At 40.6% G+C, this 22,346-nt stretch carries 21 protein-coding genes; 12 read left to right on the top strand and 9 right to left on the bottom strand.

What is annotated here, in order from left to right; all coding sequences use genetic code 11:
* Positions 1–367 precede the first annotated feature (367 nt).
* Both V6E90_RS17230 and V6E90_RS17225 read left to right on the top strand, forming a co-directional pair.
* The gene (locus V6E90_RS17230) at positions 368–1,369 is read left to right on the top strand and encodes a LysR family transcriptional regulator (RefSeq protein ID WP_004652708.1); all 1,002 of its coding nucleotides are present in this window, start codon (positions 368–370) and stop codon (positions 1,367–1,369) included.
* 201 nt (positions 1,370–1,570) lie between these two features.
* Entirely contained in the window at positions 1,571–2,899 is a 1,329-nt protein-coding gene (locus tag V6E90_RS17225; RefSeq protein WP_262756833.1) for a hemolysin family protein, read from the top strand.
* Between the two features lie 40 nt (positions 2,900–2,939).
* Here V6E90_RS17225 and V6E90_RS17220 read toward each other — a convergent pair whose 3' ends face one another.
* A complete protein-coding gene (locus tag V6E90_RS17220) occupies positions 2,940–3,203 on the bottom strand; it encodes a hypothetical protein (protein WP_016540527.1) in 264 nt (87 codons plus the stop codon).
* Between the two features lie 63 nt (positions 3,204–3,266).
* Positions 3,267–3,782, bottom strand: a complete 516-nt coding sequence (locus V6E90_RS17215; protein ID WP_332606021.1) for a hypothetical protein — start codon at positions 3,780–3,782, stop codon at positions 3,267–3,269.
* A gap of 213 nt (positions 3,783–3,995) precedes the next feature.
* Here V6E90_RS17215 and V6E90_RS17210 point away from each other — a divergent pair, with 213 nt between their 5' ends.
* Complete coding sequence (locus V6E90_RS17210; RefSeq protein WP_332606109.1) at positions 3,996–4,553, top strand: DUF2239 family protein; 558 nt, start codon at positions 3,996–3,998, stop codon at positions 4,551–4,553.
* 47 nt (positions 4,554–4,600) lie between these two features.
* Here V6E90_RS17210 and V6E90_RS17205 read toward each other — a convergent pair whose 3' ends face one another.
* From V6E90_RS17205 to V6E90_RS17180, 6 genes are all read right to left on the bottom strand, one after another.
* Positions 4,601–4,882, bottom strand: a complete 282-nt coding sequence (locus V6E90_RS17205) for a hypothetical protein (RefSeq protein WP_332606020.1) — start codon at positions 4,880–4,882, stop codon at positions 4,601–4,603.
* A gap of 145 nt (positions 4,883–5,027) precedes the next feature.
* Positions 5,028–6,641 (bottom strand): sulfate adenylyltransferase subunit CysN, encoded by a 1,614-nt coding sequence (cysN, locus tag V6E90_RS17200; RefSeq protein WP_016540523.1) that lies wholly within the window; start codon positions 6,639–6,641, stop codon positions 5,028–5,030.
* A gap of 46 nt (positions 6,642–6,687) precedes the next feature.
* Positions 6,688–7,596, bottom strand: a complete 909-nt coding sequence (gene cysD / locus V6E90_RS17195) for a sulfate adenylyltransferase subunit CysD (RefSeq protein WP_005243206.1) — start codon at positions 7,594–7,596, stop codon at positions 6,688–6,690.
* A gap of 325 nt (positions 7,597–7,921) precedes the next feature.
* Positions 7,922–9,361 carry a capsule assembly Wzi family protein gene (locus V6E90_RS17190; protein WP_262756830.1) on the bottom strand — a complete coding sequence of 480 codons (1,440 nt, stop codon included), beginning with the start codon at positions 9,359–9,361 and terminating at the stop codon, positions 7,922–7,924.
* 146 nt (positions 9,362–9,507) lie between these two features.
* Positions 9,508–11,034, bottom strand: coding sequence for a lysine--tRNA ligase (lysS, locus tag V6E90_RS17185; RefSeq protein WP_016540521.1), 1,527 nt, complete (start codon positions 11,032–11,034; stop codon positions 9,508–9,510).
* 158 nt (positions 11,035–11,192) lie between these two features.
* The gene (locus V6E90_RS17180) at positions 11,193–11,630 is read right to left on the bottom strand and encodes an SRPBCC family protein (RefSeq protein WP_016540520.1); all 438 of its coding nucleotides are present in this window, start codon (positions 11,628–11,630) and stop codon (positions 11,193–11,195) included.
* A 348-nt stretch (positions 11,631–11,978) separates the two neighbouring features.
* Between V6E90_RS17180 and rubA the strand changes: the two genes are divergently transcribed.
* From rubA to oxyR, 4 genes are all read left to right on the top strand, one after another.
* Positions 11,979–12,143: a rubredoxin RubA gene (rubA, locus tag V6E90_RS17175; protein WP_000760495.1), complete on the top strand. Its 165-nt coding sequence runs from the start codon at positions 11,979–11,981 to the stop codon at positions 12,141–12,143.
* Positions 12,144–12,226: 83 nt separating this feature from the next.
* Positions 12,227–13,408 (top strand): rubredoxin reductase RubB, encoded by a 1,182-nt coding sequence (rubB, locus tag V6E90_RS17170; protein WP_016540519.1) that lies wholly within the window; start codon positions 12,227–12,229, stop codon positions 13,406–13,408.
* A gap of 82 nt (positions 13,409–13,490) precedes the next feature.
* Complete coding sequence (gene estB / locus V6E90_RS17165; protein ID WP_065343019.1) at positions 13,491–14,435, top strand: esterase EstB; 945 nt, start codon at positions 13,491–13,493, stop codon at positions 14,433–14,435.
* A 6-nt stretch (positions 14,436–14,441) separates the two neighbouring features.
* Positions 14,442–15,347, top strand: a complete 906-nt coding sequence (oxyR, locus tag V6E90_RS17160; RefSeq protein ID WP_004652692.1) for a LysR family transcriptional regulator OxyR — start codon at positions 14,442–14,444, stop codon at positions 15,345–15,347.
* A gap of 59 nt (positions 15,348–15,406) precedes the next feature.
* Here the strand turns inward: oxyR and dusB are convergent, their stop codons facing one another.
* Positions 15,407–16,429, bottom strand: coding sequence for a tRNA dihydrouridine synthase DusB (dusB, locus tag V6E90_RS17155; protein WP_016540517.1), 1,023 nt, complete (start codon positions 16,427–16,429; stop codon positions 15,407–15,409).
* A gap of 82 nt (positions 16,430–16,511) precedes the next feature.
* On the opposite strand from dusB, the gene V6E90_RS17150 reads away from it, so the two are divergent.
* The 5 genes from V6E90_RS17150 (at position 16,512) to V6E90_RS17130 (ending at position 22,300) form a co-directional block, all read left to right on the top strand.
* Positions 16,512–17,720, top strand: a complete 1,209-nt coding sequence (locus V6E90_RS17150) for a DUF1615 family protein (protein ID WP_332606019.1) — start codon at positions 16,512–16,514, stop codon at positions 17,718–17,720.
* Positions 17,687–18,319: an HAD-IB family hydrolase gene (locus V6E90_RS17145; protein ID WP_016540515.1), complete on the top strand. Its 633-nt coding sequence runs from the start codon at positions 17,687–17,689 to the stop codon at positions 18,317–18,319. The genes V6E90_RS17150 and V6E90_RS17145 overlap by 34 nt, the downstream gene beginning before the upstream one ends.
* Before the next feature lie 115 nt (positions 18,320–18,434).
* A complete protein-coding gene (locus V6E90_RS17140; RefSeq protein ID WP_016540514.1) occupies positions 18,435–19,505 on the top strand; it encodes an ABC transporter ATP-binding protein in 1,071 nt (356 codons plus the stop codon).
* Positions 19,506–19,571: 66 nt separating this feature from the next.
* Positions 19,572–20,591: a Fe(3+) ABC transporter substrate-binding protein gene (locus V6E90_RS17135; RefSeq protein WP_332606018.1), complete on the top strand. Its 1,020-nt coding sequence runs from the start codon at positions 19,572–19,574 to the stop codon at positions 20,589–20,591.
* A 74-nt stretch (positions 20,592–20,665) separates the two neighbouring features.
* Entirely contained in the window at positions 20,666–22,300 is a 1,635-nt protein-coding gene (locus V6E90_RS17130) for an ABC transporter permease (RefSeq protein WP_332606017.1), read from the top strand.
* Positions 22,301–22,346: the final 46 nt, after the last annotated feature.

Here is a 22,346-nt window from a genome sequence, read left to right as displayed (position 1 = left end):
GCATAACCATTTTTCAAAAATGCAAAAAACACCATATAAATATTTGTTTTTATTAACTTTACAAAATACACAACTTAAGCTAATCATCAAATTTTAGACCTATTTTCTAGACTCATCAGTTCATAAAAACCTAGATTTTGACGATTCAAACCCTAAAAAATGCCAATTTTTTTCTGCGCTTTTGTCTAATTTACACCCAGTAGATCCCCTCCAAGAAACTGGCTAAATTAAATAAATCAACAGAATGTGCCAAGTTGCAGCATAAGCATTGTCGCTGTTGCTTTTATGTAGGATTAAGTTACACAAATCCCTTTGGATATGTCATAATTCAAGGCAATTCAAGGATTTTATTTTCGGTATTTTTTTTATGAATCTGGAGCGGGTCGATCTCAATTTATTAATTTATCTTGATGTACTTCTTCGTGAAAAAAATGTCACCCGTGCAGCGGAGCAATTGGGTGTTACCCAACCTGCAATGAGTAATATTTTACGTCGATTACGTAATTTGTTTAATGATCCCCTACTCATTCGCTCTTCTGAAGGCATGACGCCAACTGAACGTGCATTAGAATTACAACCGCGTATTCGAGATGCATTGTCAGACCTTTCAATGATTCTTGAGCCACGTACCGAATTCCGTCCTTATACCAGTAATCGTGTGTTCCGGATTATGACATCCGATTATGCTGAAGCCACACTTGTTCCACGCTTAGTGAAAGCATTACGCTCAGAAGCACCGAATGTCGTTTTAGACTTTCTGACGCCTAGTGATGTGTCTTATCGCGATATGGAGCAAGGCAAAGTTGACCTAGCCATTAACCGCTTCAATGAAATCCCGCAAAGCTTCCATCAAGTTTTAGTATGGCGCGATAGTTTTAGCTGTATTCTGAACGACAAACATCCTGCAGTAACTCACCTTAATTTAAAAAGCTATTTAGATGCACAACATATTTGGGTGTCTAAAACGGGTATGGGTGTAGGCTTTGGTGTCAATCCTGAGAAACAAGCAGGTCTAGGCTGGATCGATCAGGCTTTGGAACGTATTGGCCAACGTCGCAAAATTTCGGTCTTTACCCGCCATTATCAAATGCCAGCACTACTGGCGCAAAATGTAGATTTAATCGCAACCTTACCAACCCGTATGGCGCGTTTGCAAACTCAGAATCCACGACTGGTTATAAAGGATCCACCGTTCTATATTCCAGAATTTGAATTAAAAATGGCTTGGTGTCCATTATTACACCATCATCCTGCGCATCGTTGGCTCAGACAATTAATTCTTTTTGTTGCACGTCAAATGATCGAGGAAGAAAACCGCGAGTATTTGTTGAATAATGGCAATTCACAATTACCGCATAGCTTTTTTTAATTGAGCGGATTAGCTAGATGAAATTTCAGCCATATCTTAGGTGTGGCTGATTGTTTTAATAATAATATCAATAAAAACTTATTTCTTTTACTTATTGATAGATTATATTCTCTTAAAGAATAAGCGAGTGAAATAATGCCTAACCGACAATTATTTGCATAAGCGAACGTATAGGCTGTGTCCTACCAACAAAGGTGATGTATGGATATTTTCCAAAGCATGATGATTCTAGTAATTCTAGTCGCATGTTCATTCTTTTTATCCTTATCTGAAATCGCGATTGCTGGATCACGAAAACTCAAACTGAAACTCATTGCCGAAAGTGGCGAAGAACGTGCAAATAAAGTCATTGAGTTACAAGAAAACTCAGCAGACTTTTTTGCATCAACCCAAGTGGGTGTTAATGCTGTTGCGATCTTGGGCGGTATTGTCGGTGAATCCTCATTACGTCCTTACTTCCACAACTTGGCAACTGAACTTTATCCAGGACCTTGGGCAGACACGATTGGATTTAGTTTATCTTTTTTAACCGTTACCTCCCTGTTTATCTTATTTGCTGACTTAATGCCAAAACGCTTGGCAATGATCTTCCCAGAAAAACTGGCAATTAAAGTTATCAATCCCATTACCATTTTCATTAAAATCTGTAGACCTTTAGCATGGGTTATTAACATCATTGCCAATTCAATTTTTAGAATTTTTAAAATTGATACCAAGCGCGACGACAGCATGACCTTTGATGATATTTCTGCCATCGTAAATGCAGGTGCGCAAGCAGGTGTCTTACAAAAACAAGAACATCATTTCATTGAAAATGTATTTGAGCTTGAAGAGCGTACCGTGCCATCCAGTATGACAGCACGAGAAAACATTGTTTATTTCACTTTGAATGAAGCTGAGCATAGTATTCGCCAAAAGCTGGCTGATCATCCTTATTCAAAATTCTTAATTTGTAATGAACATATCGACCAAGTCATTGGCTATGTCGATGCCAAAGATATTTTAGTCCGTATTTTAAATAATCAGTCCTTTACGCAACTGAATGAATCGATTATCCGTAACGTTTTAATTATCCCAGATAGCCTTACGCTATCAGAACTTCTTGACCGTTTTCGCTCAACTAAAGAGAAGTTTGCAGTGGTAATCAATGAATATGCCTTAGTAGTCGGTGTGATTACCCTCAGTGATATTATGATCACGGTTATGGGCGACTGGGTGACCCCGATGGATGAAGAACAACAAATCATTAAACGTGATAATCATTCATGGCTGATTGATGGCAGTACTCCAATTGAAGATGTAAAACATGCGCTGGCAATTGAAGAATTCCCAGAAAATGAAAATTACGAAACCATTGCTGGCTTTATCATGTATCGTCTGCGCAAGATCCCACGCCCTGCAGATGCGGTTGAATATGCTGGTTTTAAATTTGAAGTAGTCGATATCGACCACTATAAAATTGACCAATTGCTGGTCACACAAATTATCCCTAGTCTGGAAAATGACACATCTGCGACGCAAGAAGACTAAGCTGAACAGTTCATAAAAAAAGCCCAACAATGGGCTTTTTTTATTTCATGGCAAACCAGATCAGAGCAGCCAAAATCAAGAAGATCAAAACCAAGACTTTAATTCCACCACGACTGCGCTGTACCAATTGCTCTTGGATCTGTGCCTGTTCTTGTGGATGATCTTGCAGATACTGATCAATTAAGTCTTTAGATTCCTTGAGACCTAAACCTGTTTTTTCTCGCGTGATCTTAATGGCATCAATCAATTGCCCTGCTCTAAGCACATTGAGCGCTTCTGGCGGAATCTTCGGTGCTAAGGTCATAAAATTAACAATCCTTGTTATTTTCTATTGGAAACCACATCAGAGCAGGATGTTTAGAATCACTTAATTTCCACCATACAATGAAATCAACTCATCAAGTACGGCTTGATAATGAATACCAATATCTTCTGCTAAGATTTTATAAGCATTATCAAACTGAACCATCGGCCAGCCTTCTTTCCAGAATGGGAAAATATTATGCAAATCGTGTGTAACTGTCGCATCTTCACGGCCGATGGCTTGTGCAACTTGTGCTAAGACCTGAGCCGTTTCAGCACCATCAATTGCTAAATAATCAATACCACGCACTTTGAGAATACGAATACGGTCTTTTTTATAACGGATCTTTTTTGCCTGACCTGCATTCAAGCCCAATGCCAGTGTCACTGCTTCGACAAATTTTTCTTCAAAGCTTGTACTGAGTGCAACCAAAGCCTGTTTATGTGCTTCTTGGCGACCAGCTTTCCCCCCACTACGGATCATCTCATTTGCTTCCGTATTCAGCTTATCTTTTTTCATAGACTGTAAAATGTCTAAAATTTCGATATCGCTTAAAGATTCAGGAGATTGCTCAATCATGGGAGTCCTAATACACAAAAATAAAAAAGTATTGTCTCATAAAAGCAATATTAAAGCAGAATAAAAATTTAAAATGGTTTGCCGTCTTTACTGTATTTGTGGCACTTACTCTAGAATTCAGGTTTATGAAATCAGATCTTTTTTGAATTATTGTTTATTTATTTGCCAAATACATTTTACCCTGATAATATTATTTTACCCAGATAAAAATATATTGTTAATATGAATACTCAAACCACCTACACTGCATTTAATGGCAGTACACTGGTCGCAACTGGCCAGCCGACTGAGCTTGCGATCAAGATCAGACATCTTTCTCAGGCAAATGAAAATATTTTGATTTTTAATGATCAAACAGGTCAACAAATTGATCTTGACCTTTCTGGTTCTGAACAAGAGTTATTACAACGCTATAGCGAACCTGAGCCAACTAAACGAGTTGGAAGGCCTAAACTTGGGGTTATTTCTCGTGAAATCACCTTACAGAAGAAGCATTGGGATTGGTTAGATCAACAAAGTGCCAGCGCATCGGCTGTGATCCGCAAGTTGATTGATAAAGAGCTGAATGATCCTAATTCTGAAAGTAATATCATGCTTGCCAAACAAGCTACTGACCGCTTTATGTCTGCGATGTTAGGCAATATGCCAAATTATGAAGAAGCAACCCGTGCTTTATATCAGGGGGATCAAGAGGTTTTCTTAAAATTAATTCAAGATTATCCTTTCGATGCCCAGAAATATATTTGCAAATTATCAATGCATGCATTTTAAAAAGGCAACTTTGATTTATTGAGAAGCCCCCATTGAAGGGGCTTTTTTCAAGCCAAATTTTTCTTTTCTTTATACTCTTTTACCTCTCGATCACTCACATCTTCTGGATAGCAATAAGGTGTGTATCCGCCTGCACGGTTATAAGCACTACGCTTACCACAGCGACTACCATTACGTGCAGTATTATAGGGACATGGGCAATTACCTGGATAACTTTCAATAGATTCTTGAATAATTTTTCGTTTAATTACCTCTGTACTACCCCCTACCTGTTTGGCCTCAACATTAAAAGCAAGACATAACCCCATTAAAAATAATATTTTTTTCATACATACCTCTCTAAGCAAGGCATTGTATAGAGAAATATTTTATGTGAAATATCATGCATATTTTAAATGCTTTATTATTATGCAGTTAAACCTGTAAGCATAAAAAAACCCGCTTATGCGGGTTTTTCAAAATCAATTCAGTCGATTAAAGACGAACTAACTCCACCACTTTTTCAGCGGCTTCTTCAACCGTTTCAGCAGCAATCTCTGTATCTGTACCATCCACAGTCGTTGTGATAATAACAACGCCCGTTTCACGTAACAAGGCAATCTGCTCAACCGTTAAATTTGCTTTTGCAATGGCAACTACACCTTGTTGAATCAATAAGCTTTCTAATGCTTGAGCTTTCTCGATCAACGATGCAGACACACCAATTACCGCAGGTTTTTGACCTAAACGTGCCGCACGATCTTCTGCAGTCACAGGATTGCTATGCGCCGTCCATTCAACTGCAGCTTCAACCATACCTGCACCAACAGTCACGTTGCTGAGGCGGTCAATAAAGATAAATGAACCGGTGTAACGGCTATCTTGATATTGATCGAAGACCACTGGCGCATCAAACTCAACCACAACATCCGCAATTGCATTCAACTCAAGTTCTTCAACTTGCGTATGTTCCAACGTATTCACATTGACACGGAAGTTAATTGCAGTGACTTTCGCTGGAACAGTTTGTGTGCCAATTTTGACGTTGTACAGCTTACCTTTCACCAACGGATGTTCATTCATCCACACCACTGAAGCACGTACACTACGTGAAATCAAAGGTTGTTCGCCTGCACGAACCAAAACGTTACCACGAGAAATATCAATTTCATCGTTTAAAGTTAACGTCACGGCTTGGCCTGCAACTGCTTGCTCAAGATTGCCATCAAAGGTGACGATTTCTTTCACCGTTGATTTCTTACCAGATGGCAAAGCAACAATTTCATCACCAACGTTGATTTCACCCAACGCAATGGTCCCCGCGAAACCGCGGAAATCGAGGTTTGGACGATTCACATATTGAACCGGGAAACGGAATTCATGTTTATTTGATTCACGTTTAATTTCCACTGATTCAAGAATGCTCATCAAGGTTTGACCCTTGTACCACGGCGTACTTGCTGATGGATTCACCACGTTATCGCCATTCAGTGCCGAGATCGGTACGAACACAATATTTTCAGGACGACGATCACCAAGTTGGCTGACGAAAGCATCATATTCAACTTGGATTTCATTGAAACGCGCTTCAGAGAATTCCACCAAGTCCATCTTGTTAATCGCAACCACGATATTTTTAATACCGAGCAAGCTTGCGATAAATGAGTGACGGCGCGTTTGTGTTTGCACACCATAGCGCGCATCAATCAAGATAATCGCAAGATCAGCTGTCGATGCACCGGTTGCCATGTTACGCGTATATTGTTCATGTCCTGGTGTATCTGCAATGATGAACTTACGCTTTTCTGTAGAGAAATAACGATAAGCGACATCAATGGTAATGCCCTGCTCACGTTCAGCCTGCAAGCCATCGACCAGTAAGGCAAGGTCAGGCGCATCACCTGTGGTTCCCACTTTCTTACTGTCACGGGTCACCGCTTGCAATTGATCTTCATAAATCAATTTTGAATCATAAAGTAAACGACCAATTAAGGTACTTTTACCATCATCGACGTTACCGCAAGTCAAAAAGCGCAATAAATCTTTTTGCTCATGTTGTTTTAAATAGCCCAAGATGTCTTGGCTAATAAGATCTGATTGATGAGACATTGCTCAAAACTCCACAAAATTTTTGAAATCGAATTTGCCAAGCAGCTTAGAAATAACCTTCTTGCTTTTTCTTTTCCATCGAGCCCGCCTCATCATGGTCAATCATACGACCTTGACGCTCTGAGCTCGTGGCCAAAAGCATTTCTTGGATAATTTCAGGCAAGGTATCTGCTTCAGACTCAACTGCACCCGTTAGCGGATAACAGCCAAGCGTACGGAAACGTACCGATTTCATTTGTGGAACTTCACCCTCTTTTAAACGCATACGTTCATCATCCACCATGATCAACGTACCACTACGTTCTACCACAGGACGAACGGCAGAGAAATAAAGCGGAACGATTTGAATATTCTCTAAGTAGATATATTGCCAGATGTCTAACTCAGTCCAGTTCGACAATGGGAATACACGAATACTTTCGCCTTTGTTCACTTTACCGTTGTAAAGATTCCAAAGTTCTGGACGCTGGTTTTTAGGATCCCAACGATGCTTATTATCACGGAAAGAATAAACACGTTCTTTGGCACGAGATTTTTCTTCATCACGACGTGCACCACCAAAAGCAGCATCAAACTGATACTTATCCAAGGCTTGTTTTAAACCTTGGGTTTTCATGATATCGGTATATTTTGAACTGCCATGATCGAACGGGTTAATCCCAGCCTCACGACCTTCTACATTTTGATGCACGATCAAATCAAAGCCATGCGTTTTCGCCATGTTGTCACGGAACGCAATCATGTCTTTAAACTTCCAACCGGTATCTACATGCAGTAGCGGGAATGGCAGTTTTGCTGGATAGAATGCTTTTAATGCCAAGTGCAGCATCACCGCTGAATCTTTACCAATTGAGTAAAGCATCACAGGGTTTTCAAATTCAGCTGCAACTTCACGAATAATATGAATACTTTCTGCCTCAAGTTGTTTGAGGTGAGTCAATCTATTTTCAGTCATGTACAATTTCCTCCTTATCCATGCTATCCATAAAATCTATAAGTGATATTAAACCACCACTTTGAAGACTGTGTGGAGGAACGAGTGCCATAACAACTCCAATTTTTCATGATATCGATATTCTTACTTGCAGTAGAATTTGCTACTGAGTAAAGGTTATTCATTATAATAATTTAGATTGAGTTCTTTAGCTTGTTTTTTCATATCAATATGCAAAATTATGATATGAAAATAAGATTCTGGAATATCAATACAACCAATTTCACATAAATCAAAAACAAAAAAAGAAGCCTAAAGGCTTCTTTTTTCAATCATTTAGTTTCTATCAAAAACCAAACATTTTACGTTCTAATGGAATTTCTACACCAACAGAAACGCCACCATCACGCCCATTTAGATCAGAATCACTGACCCAACCATTCACTTTTAAAGGAATAGTCGGTTTTAAATAATGCGTCCAAGTCAAATCGAGGCCTTTTACGGTATCTTCTTTTGGAAATGCTGCGTTAATAGATAAGTTAGATTGGTTCACTTTGGCGTAAATCACACGACCATTTAAACGGTTCATGAGATCAAAACGAATATCTCCACCAACCGAATACATCTGACTATCCCCACCAATAGCATGGCCTAATGAAAAACCATGTTGGTAATAACCATCTGTGTAAACATAGTGGTTATATGACACAGCATCTACTTTTCCATTTGTACGAGTATCTGCCCATTCAGCATAAAGTTGATATGGCATATTTTTATAAGCAGATGAGAAATCTATACCAGCCAAATACATTTTTTTAGCAGGTAACAACCCAGCTTCATCCTCACCCACATATTGCCCATACAAACCGATAGGTACTTGCAATAATTGTTGTGTATTTAAGCGAAAATCAAATCCTGCAATTTGATTCGATTTATCCGTATCATAATCAAGATTATCATTCCCTTTAATGGCATTCCAAAGTGAGTCAAGGCTTTCTGAACGCCCTTCTCCGCCCCATTGTAAGACACGAGAAGCACCAAGCTCAAGAGCAGGAAAAGGCTGTGCGGTAACACGTAAACCTAGCAGTTTTGCATCTGGAACAGCTTTATAATCATCTAGCTGCCCTCCAAATAGTTGATATTGCCAAGGCCCAATCCAAGACAACCATTTTGTCTCAAAGGCATTTTGAACAGCTCGCTGAACAGTGACACCATACACTGGACGACTCGCATCACCACGAATCAAGCTGCCGTCATGACCTGGCCCCCAGTAGGTTGGAATTTGACCCGCAATGACCCACTGGTTCCAAAGCTTACCTGCGATATATGAGCCTTCAACATTGGCATCATGTCCATTATCGATCAGTGGATCTTTCTCACCATTCACACGGAGTTTAGCATCCCAGTTTTCACCGCCTGCATTAAACTCAGCGGCAATTTGATATTGTGATTTTTGATTATCACCAAATGCTTGAGGAATCGTTTTAAGATCAGTACCTGCATGTAAACCAGCTTTTACAGTTGCGTTATCCGCTTGCAGTGCATGCACGACTGAATCAATAACTTTTTGTTGAGTCGTATTGCTCACCTTAGCTTGAGATAGAGCACGTTGAATTTCGTCACCACTCATTGGCCAAGTCGATGTACTGATTTGTATAACACCTTGTTGGTTTAACCAATTCAGGTCCGTTCTTAAATTTTGATCATTTAACACCAGACCCTGAGCAAATACAGGAGAAGAAAGAGAGGCAAATAACGCCATATAAAGCGATTTTTTTAAAAACATGTCCAAACTGTTCTCAAATATATTTATGCACACATGATCGTTGGTTTATGCATACTTTTCAATCGTCAAACGAAACAATTACATTTTTTAACGGTAAAGAAAAAAAGCCACTTCAATGAAGTGGCTTTTTTAAATACATCTAAAGCTTAATCTTTACGGCGCATATGCGGGAATAACAAGACATCGCGGATACTTGGTGCATTCGCAAATAACATCACCAAACGGTCAATACCAATGCCCTGACCAGCTGTCGGTGGTAAACCATATTCCAACGCTTCAATAAAGTCGGCATCGTAATGCATAGCTTCATCATCACCCGCATCCTTCTCGGCCACTTGTGCTTGGAATCGCTCAGCTTGATCAATCGGATCGTTTAACTCGGAGAAGCCATTTGCCAACTCACGACCACCAATAAAGAATTCGAAACGATCTGTAATATGTGGGTTATCATCATTACGACGTGCCAATGGAGAAGTTTCCGCTGGATATTCCGTAATGAATGTTGGCTGACGTAATTGCGTTTCTACAGTTTCTTCAAATACGATGGTTTGCAACTTACCTAAACCGAATCCTGGTTTTACTTTCTCTTTCAACACATCTTGAGTGAACTTCGCCAAAAACTCACGGTCATTGACATTTTCAGGTGTAAATGTTGGGTTATGCTCAAGAATCGCATCAAACATTGAGATTTTTTTGAATGGACCTTTGAAGCTATAGACTTCTTCACCATATGGCACATCAGTAGAGCCCAAGATATCAACTGCCAATTTTTCCAGCATGTTTTCAGTCAGTACCATCAAGTCTTTATAGTCAGCATAGGCTTGATAGAACTCAATCATGGTAAATTCTGGATTATGACGTGTTGAAACCCCTTCATTACGGAAGTTACGGTTGATTTCAAAAACACGTTCAAAACCACCGACCACAAGGCGTTTTAAATACAGTTCTGGCGCAATACGGAGGTAAAGCTCCATATCCAAGGCATTATGATGCGTTACGAATGGTTTTGCAGATGCGCCACCAGGAATCACATGCATCATCGGCGTTTCAACTTCCATGAAACGTTCATTGGTCAAAAATGCACGAATACCTGCAACCACTTTGGCACGAATTTCAAAGGTTTTACGCGTTTCTTCGTTTACGATTAAATCTAAATAACGTTTACGATATTTCGCTTCAGTATCTGTTAAACCATGGAATTTATCTGGAAGTGGTCGAAGTGATTTAGTGAGTAATTCAAAGCCTTCAAGGTGAACATATAAGTCACCTTTACCAGAACGCCCAATATAGCCTTCAGCCGCAATAATATCACCAAGGTCTAAGCTTTTAATGGTTTCTAAAATGTCTGTCGGTAAACCTTTACGGTCAACATACAGTTGGATACGACCTGTCATGTCTTGGATCACGATGAATGATCCACGGTTGAGCATGACACGGCCCGCAACTTTTACATAAACTTTTTCAGCGCCTTCAATTTGCGCTTTATCTTGGTCTTTAAATTGTTCTTGCAAATCAGCAGTGTAGTGCTCACGTTTAAACGTGTTTGGCCACGGGCTCTTACCCGTTTGTTTTGCAGTCTCTTGGATTTGCTTTAATTTGGCATGACGCTGTGCGATTAAATCGTTTTCGGAAAGTGTTTGTTCAGAAGTCGATTGAGCGTTTTGTTGCGTCATCTCTGCCTCGATTAAGTAAAAAATGAAGTGACATAGAATAGCAGATCACAACTCATTTTCGTATTGTTTCAACCAGACAATTCAAAAAAATCAAGATTGATCGTTTTTTGAATCTAGATAACGCAGCAATTCACTGTCAGAAAGCGCTTACGAATGTATTATTTTTCAGCCAAATGTTTCACCATGGCAAGCCCTTGATCAAAGCCTTTATTCATAAATTCCGCATGTTCAGGTTGAATTTCCACTTCAACATGCAGTTGGGTTTCACCATTAAAATCAAACAGCATATATTTCTCTAAAGCACCCGCCCAAGCTTTCACCTCCTCACTGTCAAGATCTTCCTTGCCATCTTGAATCATTCCAAGATGTTTAAACACAATCTCTTTAGGTTCTTCTATGCTTTCAATGGTAGACACCATGCCATTGCCTTTACCATCACCAAAAAAAGTCTTACCACCTACTTTCCAATCGGTTTTCATGGTTGAATCGCAGGCAAAGAATTTTGTCCATGCCTGATAACTCTCAGGTGTCCACAAAACCTCCCAAACTTTCTCTGGCGTTGCATAAATTTTTATATTATATGACAGAGTTTCCATGCTCTATTCTCCATTTTCATTGTTGTGATTCATCATAACTTGATTCTGAATGTTTGTTTTTTATACACACTATATTCATACGATTATTCATTTTTAATTACATAAGCATTTATATTGCTGTAAAAAATTAGAGTAATTGCTCAAATAACAAGACTTTCAGATAAAATTGCCATATCGCTTTTTGAATAAATGATTAAACTCTTGCATTTACTTTACTTAAATGGCGTTCTGCGTAAAAATCTAACTCCCGATCAACACAAGTTAGTTCTATTGCAGCGATCGTAGCGACATTATGGAATAGTTTTACTGAAAGGCAATTTGAGCATACCTATCAGTTTGGAGAGTCACATGAAAAAATATCAATGTATCGTTTGTGGTTGGATTTACGACGAAGCAGAAGGTTGGCCACAAGACGGCATTGCAGCAGGAACCAAATGGGAAGATATCCCAGATGATTGGACTTGCCCAGATTGCGGCGTTTCAAAAGCTGATTTTGAAATGATTGAAATCTAAATAGATCGAGAAGGCCGTGACAATGATCATGGTCTTTTTTTTGCTATTGTTTGTTTTTAAATAAGAAAATATTGGAGAAGAGAATGCATCCTATCGTTATCATCGGATCAGGTATGGCGGGTTATACCCTTGCTCGAGAGTTTCGTAAACTGAGTCCTGAACAAGAACTCGTTATGATCTGCGCGGATGATGCGGTAAATTATGCAAAACCAACATTATCCAATGCCTTCGCAGGCAATAAAGCACCTGAACAAATTGCTTTAGGCGATGCCAACAAAATGGCAACTCAACTGAATATGCGCATTGAAGCAGAAACCTGGGTGAAAGAAATCAATGCAGCAAACCACGAACTCACATTAGAAAAAAATGGTGAAACGGTTACTCAACCTTATTCAAAACTGGTGCTTGCAGTCGGTGCAAACCCAATACGCTTAGCCATTGCTGGCGATGGCAGTGATGATATTCATGTGGTGAATTCACTCATCGACTATCGTACTTTCCGTGAAAATCTCGCAAAACGTAAAGACAAACGCGTGGTGATTCTCGGTGCGGGTCTTATTGGTTGTGAATTTGCCAACGATCTTTTGCATAGCAATTATGATGTCACCGTGATTGACCTTGCAGCACAACCTTTGGGTCGTTTATTACCAAACCACGTTGCTGAAGCCTTCAAAACCAACCTGGAACAAGCGGGTATCAAGTTCGCCCTTTCTACGACCGTTGAAAAAGTATCGAAGATCAACGATGGTGAAGACTACGCAGTCACCTTAGCCAATGGCCAAACTTTGGTTGCGGACATTGTTCTTTCTGCAATTGGTTTACAGCCAAACATTGCTTTGGCTAAAGCAGCAGACATCCAAACTAGTCGTGGCATTATTACCAATACTTTATTAGAAACCAATCAGGCTGATGTTTATGCTGTGGGTGACTGTGCTGAAGTGAATGGTACCTTGTTGCCATTTGTCATGCCGATCATGCAACAAGCACGGGCTTTGGCAAAAACACTGAGTGGTCAAACGACAGCCGTACACTACCCTGCTATGCCAGTTGCGGTAAAAACACCTGCTGCCCCATTGACCGTTTTACCCGCTCCGCTTGATGTTGATGTGAACTGGGAAACTGAAGAGTTTGATGATGGTATGTTGGCAAAAGCGGCCGACGGCGAAGGCACTTTGAGAGGATTTGTTCTACTCGGTGCAACCGCAGCGAAACAGCGTTTAACCTTAACCAAGTTGGTTCCAGACTTGATTCCTGCACAGGTTTAAGGTTTAAATACGGGAGTTTGCTGGAAAAAAACATCCAGCAAACGCTCAACCAATAAGAAGAATTCAACTCGGAACAAATACCATGAACAGTGCCCTTCAATTTAATGTGTCGCCTTATGCTTCATTTATGCAAGAAACCAAAGTCACTTTGGGCAATGGGATCGAGTTGCATGTTGAAATGGGGGGGAATCCTGAGCACCCAACCATCTTATTGATCATGGGCTTAGGCGCTCAAATGCTGTTCTGGCCAGATTTCTTTTGTAAGGCCTTAATTGATCAAGGTTTCCGTGTCGTCCGTTTCGATAACCGTGATATCGGTTTATCTTCTAAAATTCGTAATAAAGGAAAACGACTCAACACCATGAAACTGATGGGTCGCTTCATGTTTGGCCTTGGCAATGAAGGCGCACCATATACGCTGTATGATATGGCGGATGATGTATCCATGCTGATTGATCAGTTAGGTATTGAGAAAACTTATATTATTGGCGCCTCTATGGGCGGGATGATTTCACAGATTGTTGCAGCAAAATATCCAGAAAAAGTAGAAAAAATCGGTTTATTATTTACCAGTAATAATCAGCCTTTTCTCCCTCCCCCTTTTCCAAAGCAACTTTTTAGCTTATTAGGAAAGCCTGAAGGGCATGATGAAGAAACCATTATTAATCACAGTTTGAATGTTTTTCGTATTATTGGTTCGCCTGGTTATGTCAATCCAGTTGAGTCAATTCAAACCATTCGTAAATTATATCGACGTAGTTTCTATCCAGCGGGTGTACTTCAACAATTTTTAGCAATATTATGTACGGGTTCTTTGTTACCATTGAACAAGACGATTACTCAGCCAACTCTGGTTGTACATGGCTCAAAAGATCGCCTATTACCACCGAGTCACGGGAAAGCTGTTGCAAAAGCAATTTCTGGTGCTAAGTTTGAATTAATCCAAGGAATGGGGCATGATATTCCTGCACATTTCATTCCACAACTTAGTGGTTTATTTGCTCACCACTTTAGATCATCACACTAGGACACTATGGCTGCATTACCCTCATTAAGACAGCTATCATATTTAGTTACGTTGTCAGAAACTTTACATTTTACTGAAGCAGCGCGTCGTTCCTTTGTCACCCAGTCAACGTTATCGGGCGGCATCATGGAATTAGAGCGTTTATTAGGTGGCGTCTTAGTTGAGCGTGATCGTCAAAACGTCCGTTTAACCCCCTTAGGTGAACAGGTTGTGGCTCGTGCACGGGTACTACTGGCCGATGCTCAAGACCTGATGCGTTTAAGTCGAGAAATGAGTGAACCACTAACAGGTGATTTACATCTCGGTATTATTCCAACCATTGCACCGTTTATCTTGACGCAATTGCTCGATGAAGTTCATCAACAACTACCCAAAATCCAACTGCATCTACACGAAGCGCAAAGCGAGAAGATTGTAGAGAAACTGGAACACGGTAATTTAGATATGATCGTGCTTGCGCTTCCATTTGACACGCGTAGTTTAAAAGTCGCTGAAATTGCCAAAGAACACCTGTTCCTTGTATATAACAAGCAAGATACCAATGCAGCCAATGCAAACTCTTTAGATGATTTGGATTTATCACGTTTGATGTTACTTGAAGAAGGACATTGTCTACGTGATCACGCACTCAGTGCCTGCCCTGTTGGCGAACGTAAAAATGATCACCGCTTAAAAGCGAGTTCATTGCCAACCTTGGTGGAGATGGTCTCTTCAGATTTAGGTTTTACCCTGTTACCTGAGATTGCACTGAAAAACAGTATGATTCATTTCAATGAAGATATTGCAGTGAAATCAATTGAAGCCGCACCAAGCCGCACGCTCGCTTTAGTGACGCGTAAAAGTACGCCATTGCAAAGCGAATTTGATGTGATCTTGCAGATTCTGCAGAAAATCACCGCTCATTTAACTTAATAAAACAAAAAAGCCTGTAATTAAATTACAGGCTTTTTTTCGACTTAAAATAATAATGATTAAATATCTAATAAATTAACGTGTTCAACTTGCACATCGCTCATACGTAGACCTTGATCAAGTAATTCATCAAAATACGATTCGACCACTTTGGCTTGATCAGCCGTATTTTCAACTTTATACATATTCTGACGAAACTCATTACTTGAACGTAGACCTTTGGTATACCAAGCAATATGCTTACGGGCGATACGACAGCCTGAATATTCACCATAGAACTGATACAGTTCTGCCAAATGCCCAAGTAATACCGTCTTAACTTCAGCAATATCTGGTGCGGCAAGATGCTCACCAGTCTTTAAGTAATGTGCAATTTCTCTAAAGATCCAAGGTCGGCCTTGAGCAGCACGTCCAATCATAATCGCATCTGCCCCCGTATAATCCAGTACATATTTGGCTTTTTCTGGGCTATCAATATCACCATTGGCAATCAATGGGATATCAATTAGTGCTTTGACCTGCTTAATCAGTTCATAACGTGCGGTATTTAAATACATATCTTCACGGGTACGACCATGTAAGGCCAATGCCGCAATTCCAGACTCTTCGGCACGCTTTGCCACACGTAAAATATTTTCATGGCCATTTAAAAAACCCAATCGAGTTTTTAAAGTGACTGGCACATCCACGGCCGCAACCACAGCATCTAAAATCCGTGCGACGAGATCTTCATCTTGTAGCAATGCGGAACCCGCTAACTTGTTACAAACCTTTTTGGCTGGACAACCCATATTGATATCCACAATTTGTGCGCCATTCGCAACTTGGTAACGTGCCGCTTCAGCAAGTTGTTCAGGATCAGAACCCGCGATTTGTGCTGAAATTGGCGCAAGCTCGCCATCAAAATTAGCCCGATACAAGCTCTTCTTACTCATACGTAGTGTCTTGTCAGCAGTCATCATTTCACTGACTGCATGTCCTGCACCAAAGTATTTACATAGCGTCCGAAAGGGTCTATCCGTCACGCCTGCCATCGGAGCAACAATCAAATTATTTGACAGTTGATATGAACCAATATACATATATTTTCTTACAATTTCTGATCAACATAGTATACTTCATTCGCCCGTTCGGCTCATCTTTTTGTGCGGTGTTGTCTTCATTATGAACCAATCGTTTTCGACTCGTCCTCTACTCAAAACATTTAGCCTTTTGGCAATCAGCATAAGCTTAACGGCTTGTGGCGATAATGCTTGGTGGTCAAATAGTAAAGAACCTGAAATGAAGGCAGAACAAATTACCAGCGTTCTTCCGCCACGTGTCAATGATCGCCAATCATGGTCACAAGATATCTTTGATATCATGCAACAACTCAGTATTCCTAAGACCAAGCAAAATGTATGCAGCATTGTCGCTGTTGTCGATCAGGAATCAAATTTTGTGGCCGACCCTGCTGTGCCTGGATTGGGTGAGAAAGCGGTCAAAGAAATCAACACCCGACTCAAAGAAAAGTTTGAAGCCAAGCTTGGGGAAACCATTGGTGGAACTGTTGCAGGCTATTTTGAGGATGTACTCAAAAACCAACCCTCACCAGAAAACAACTACATGAGCCAAATGCGCAAAGTCAGAACCGAGCGCGAACTTGATTTACTCTATCGAGAAATTTTTGACTATATGTCGAAGCATTACCATGTCAGTGCACTGACGGGTGCAGCCAAATTAGTTGGACAAGATATCGGCGAGAAAATGAATCCAATTACAACCTTGGGTTCAATGCAAGTGCATATTAACTATGCCAAAGAGCATAAACGGCAAAGTGGCAATATTGCTGAACTTCGTAATGATCTCTATACCCAGTACGGCGGCTTATATTACGGTATCCATCGCTTGATGGAATACTCTGCTGATTATGACAAAGCCATCTATCGTTTTGCCGATTATAATTCAGGTATGTATTCTAGCCGCAATGCAGCTTTCCAGAAAATGCTTGAGGTTATACAAGAAAAAGACCTTGATTTGGATGGCGACCTGTTACTTTACAATAAAGATGGCAATCCTCAATCCGCACTGAGCCAATCTGAAAAAGAAGTGATCTCAGCGTTTACCAATAATAAAATTCTGGTGACCCCTCGTCAGATTCGTGCCGATTTAAAGAAAGAAAAAGAACAAAAGTTTGAAGATACGCAAACCTATTTAGCTGTTCAAAAACTTTATCAAAGTAAAACCAATAAAGAACCGATTTATGCAATGATGCCTGAAGTCGTTATTTCAGGCCCCAAACTGAGCCGCGACTACAACACCAATTGGTTCGCCAGTCGCGTTAATGGACGATATGAAACATGCATGCAAAGAGCGAAACGCATAAAACTCTAAATCTTGCTTTATTTGATTTTGATGGAACACTCTATCCAAGAGACAGTTTCACAGGGTTTATTTTCTTCGCTTTATCAAAACGTCATATTGTCAAAAGAGGCTTGAAAATCCTGCCATGGATTCAAGCCTACTATTTACGCCTCTACCCTGCGCATGCTATGCGCCCACGATTATTTCAGAGCATGTTTAAAGACATTTCTGCAGATGTTGTTGAGCAGCTCGCCCAAGAATATGCACTAAAGTTGATTAAACGACTTGATCAGGATTTACTACAACAACTTCAACAGCACCAACAACGCGGTGACCATATCGTGCTGGTGTCTGCTTCAGTAGACATTTACTTGGCACCCATTTGTGAATTTCTGAATATTGAACTCATCTGCACACAAACTGAAATTAAAGATGGGCTTTTAACGGGTCGTTATCGCTCAGAAGACTGTAGTCGCGAACAAAAGAAATTACGCATTTTACAGCAGTATAATTTAGCTGATTATCAAGCAATTTATGCCTATGGCAATAGTGAAGAAGATCTCGATATGCTTTCTTTGGCAGACTATCCCTATATGGTTGGGCGCGATACGACTGTTACTGTTCAATAGTCGATTGTTGAAAATCGATAGTTTGGTAACGCCTAGAAAAAAGACTATACAAGCAAATTTATTAAGCTATTATTAAATTAATATTTAACGATTTTAACAATGTTGTGAATTGACCATGACCGCTTCTGCTGCACCTCAGGCCAATATTTTAACCATTCAACAACTGAGCAAAAAATTCGGCAACCGATTTGCAGTTGATCAAGCAACTTGGTCTGCCACAAGCGGTCAGATCATTTGCTTACTTGGGCATTCGGGCTGCGGAAAAACCACCATGCTGCGCCTCATTGCTGGCTTAGAAACACCGAGTTCAGGTTCCATTCAGCTTGAAAAAGATACGCTTTGGGATAGCCAACAACACATTGCAGCTGAACAGCGAAATATCGGCTTAGTCTTTCAGGACTATGCGCTGTTCCCACATCTGAGTGTGCTGGAAAATGTCATGTTTGGCTTAGGTAAATTCCCGAAATCGCAACAACAAGAGATTGCCGAACAAGCTTTAACACATGTCTCGATGCATCATCATGCACAGAGCTATCCATACACCTTGTCTGGTGGAGAACAGCAACGTGTCGCATTGGCACGTGCGCTCGCACCTAAACCGCATGTTTTATTAATGGATGAGCCATTTTCAAATCTAGATCATCGTCTACGAGACCAAATCCGCAAAAACACGATCAGCCTGTTAAAAAAAACCGCCACCACCACTGTTATTGTCACCCATGATCCAGAAGAAGCCTTGCAAATTGCAGATCAGATTATTTTGATGCATGAAGGCAAAATCATTCAAATTGGCAGCCCAAAACAACTTTATTTACAACCTGAAACACAATTCGCTGCCCGTTATTTTTCGACTCTTAATGAAATACCCACTCAGCAAAATAATCAGCAACTGAGCACATTATTTGGTTCTATCAAACTCCCGCAGCACTTAAGCCAAACTCAGCAGTCCATTCACTGCTATTTTCGACCGCATCAACTACGCATTCAGCATCAGCAATCTGAAGGCTTTTTAGCAGCAAAAGTCATTTCAACTACCTTTATGGGACATATGCAGCAATTACATTTACAACTGAATACTGAAGCAGTTACCTTAATTGCTCAGGTTGATCACCTACAACATTTTTCAGAACAAGAAAATGTCTATGTTTCTGTTGATTTAAATACATGTTTTTACTATGCCTCTTAGCATTTAAGCCTTAATTTGCTAGATCAGCAGCTTGCTATTCAATATCCTAAATATGAGTGAGACAAAATGAAGTTACGGTTTAAGCATCATCTCGTTTTAACAGGTCTACTAGCACTCGGTAGCGGTTGGGTACATGCCGCCCAAGTCAATCTGTACACCACCCGCGAACCTGCCTTGATTCAACCTCTGCTACAAGAATTTAGTAGCAAGACAGGTGTTAAGGTCAATACGGTTTTTATCAAAGATGGTTTACTTGAGCGTGTAAAAGCCGAAGGCCGTCGCTCTCCTGCAGATGTTCTACTCACCGTTGATTTTGGTAATCTAGTCGATTTAGTCGAAGGCGGTGTGACCCAACCCATTCAGTCAAAAATTTTAAATCAAGCTATTCCAGGTAATTTACGTGCTGCCAATGGACATTGGTATGCCCTATCCATGCGGGCTCGTGCGGTCTATGCATCAAAAGAACGCGCTCCATTGACTGCAATCAATTATGAAGAACTGGCCAACCCGAAATGGAAAGGTAAAATCTGTATTCGTTCTGGCAGTCATGTCTATAACACCAGCCTAATTGCGGCTTATATTGCGCATCATGGCGAAAAAGCCACTGAACAATGGCTACGTGGGGTCAAAGCCAATTTGGCACGACCAGCCAGTGGTGGTGATCGTGACGTGGCACGCGATATCTTGGGTAAAATCTGTGATATTGGTGTTGCAAACACTTACTATGTGGGTCGTATGCGTACAGGAAATGATGTTGAACAGCAACGCTGGGGCAATGCCATCAACGTCGTTCTCCCTCGTTTTAGCAATGGCGGAACCCATGTCAATGTCTCTGGTGCGGCTGTCGCCAAGAATGCACCGAATGCTCAACAAGCGATCCAGTTACTTGAGTTCTTAGCTTCTGACCACGCACAAGCCATCTACGCACAAAGTGGCTTCGAATATCCAGTTAAACCTGGAGTCAAAATAGACCCTGTAATTGCCAGCTTTGGTAAATTGAATGTCGATACAATACGCTTGAGTGATATCGCTCGATACCGTAAAACAGCTAATCTTTTGGTCGATAAAGTACAATTTAATCATTAAATCGCATCAGCAAGGCGGCATTGACTTGCCACCTTGCTTCACTCAGCTTCATATTCTGTAAATTGACACTCTTGATGATAAGTAATAAATCTGTATTCCCATCATTATTTTCGCTCAGTGGACTTTTCACGATACTTGCCTGCTTACCTATATTGGCGCTGATTTGGTCCGCATTACAAGGCAATAGTGAGATTTGGGAGCATTTGATTCGATATGTACTGCCTCCTACATTACTGGATACCACTTTATTATTATTGGGGGTAGGTCTACTCACGATCTTGATTGGAACAGGAAGTGCATGGCTGGTCACGGCTTATCAGTTTAGAGGACGTGCTTTTTTAAATTGGGCGCTATTACTACCATTGGCTGTCCCCACCTATATCATTGCCTATAGCTATATTGACCTGTTACATCCCATTGGCCCGATACAAAGTACGCTCGGCACTTGGTTCGGATGGGATAGACAACCTGATTGGTTTCCCAATATTCGTACCGTATGGGGATGTATTTTCTTATTAAGCTTTGTCCTGTATCCCTACGTTTATTTAAGTACCCGTGCCATGTTTCTCATGCAATCTGCCAGTTTGATTGAAGTAGCACGTAGTCTTGGCCTCAAACCGAATCAAGTTTTCACTCGCGTCGCCATTCCACTGGCTCGACCAGCCATTGCGGTAGGTGCCAGTTTAGCGCTAATGGAGACCATTAATGATATTGGTGCAACTGAGTTTTTGGGTGTAAAAACGCTGACCTTATCCATTTATTCCACATGGACCAATCAGTCCGATTTAGCCAGCGCCGCTCAAATTGCCATTTTTATGCTCATGATTATTACATTCTTGGTGATTATTGAACGGTTTGGGCGCCGTAAACAGCGCTATATGAATTCAGCACAACGCAGCAAACTCATGCCTGCTCAACCGATCACTGGTATAAAGGCATTGCTTTTGTTTGGACTTGGTTTTATTCCCGTTGCTATTGGTTTTCTCATTCCAACCAGTTATTTAGTCGCTGAATCGTATAAACGCCTACAATATGCAGGCTTTTCTCCTGAATTATTACAAGCTTCAATCAACACTTTAAGCTTGGCAAGTATTGCAACCTTCATTACAGTTCTCATCGCTTTTTTGATTGTCAGTGCCGCACGTTTTAATCAGAACACATGGTTCAGCCGTATTTCCAGCTTAGGTTATGCCATTCCTGGAACCGTCTTAGCCATTGGATTGATGCTTTCTCTGGGTGCAATTGACCATGCTGTTGCAGACTTTCTTGAGTTTCAACTGGGTATCCATACCGGATTATTATTTCTAGGCACTACTTTTACTTTAATTTATGCCTATTGTGTACGCTTTCTCGCGATTGCGATTGGTGGCATTGAGTCCGGATACAATCGTATCCATCCTGTTTTTGATGATGCAGCAAAAAACTTGGGGCACAACCGATCCGCAACACTATGGCGAGTACATTTACCTTTATTACGCCCTGCAATGATTTCTGCTGCATTACTGATCTTTGTCGATTGTATGAAGGAGTTACCCGCAACTCTCTTACTTCGACCACTGAATCTGGAGACACTGGCCACACAACTCTATGCAGAAGCATCCAGAGGAACTTATGAAGATGGTGCAATTGCCGCTTTATTGATTGTAGTGGTTGGACTCATTCCAGTCATCTTATTGGCACGTATAGGTCAATCCATCCAACAAAAATAAAATCCTTCGTTGCATCACAAAAAAAGACCTCAAATATTTGAGGTCT

Source organism: Acinetobacter sp. ESBL14 (genome assembly GCF_036668815.1).
Taxonomy (GTDB): domain Bacteria; phylum Pseudomonadota; class Gammaproteobacteria; order Pseudomonadales; family Moraxellaceae; genus Acinetobacter; species Acinetobacter gyllenbergii.
This window is presented reverse-complemented; position numbering and strand designations above follow the sequence as displayed.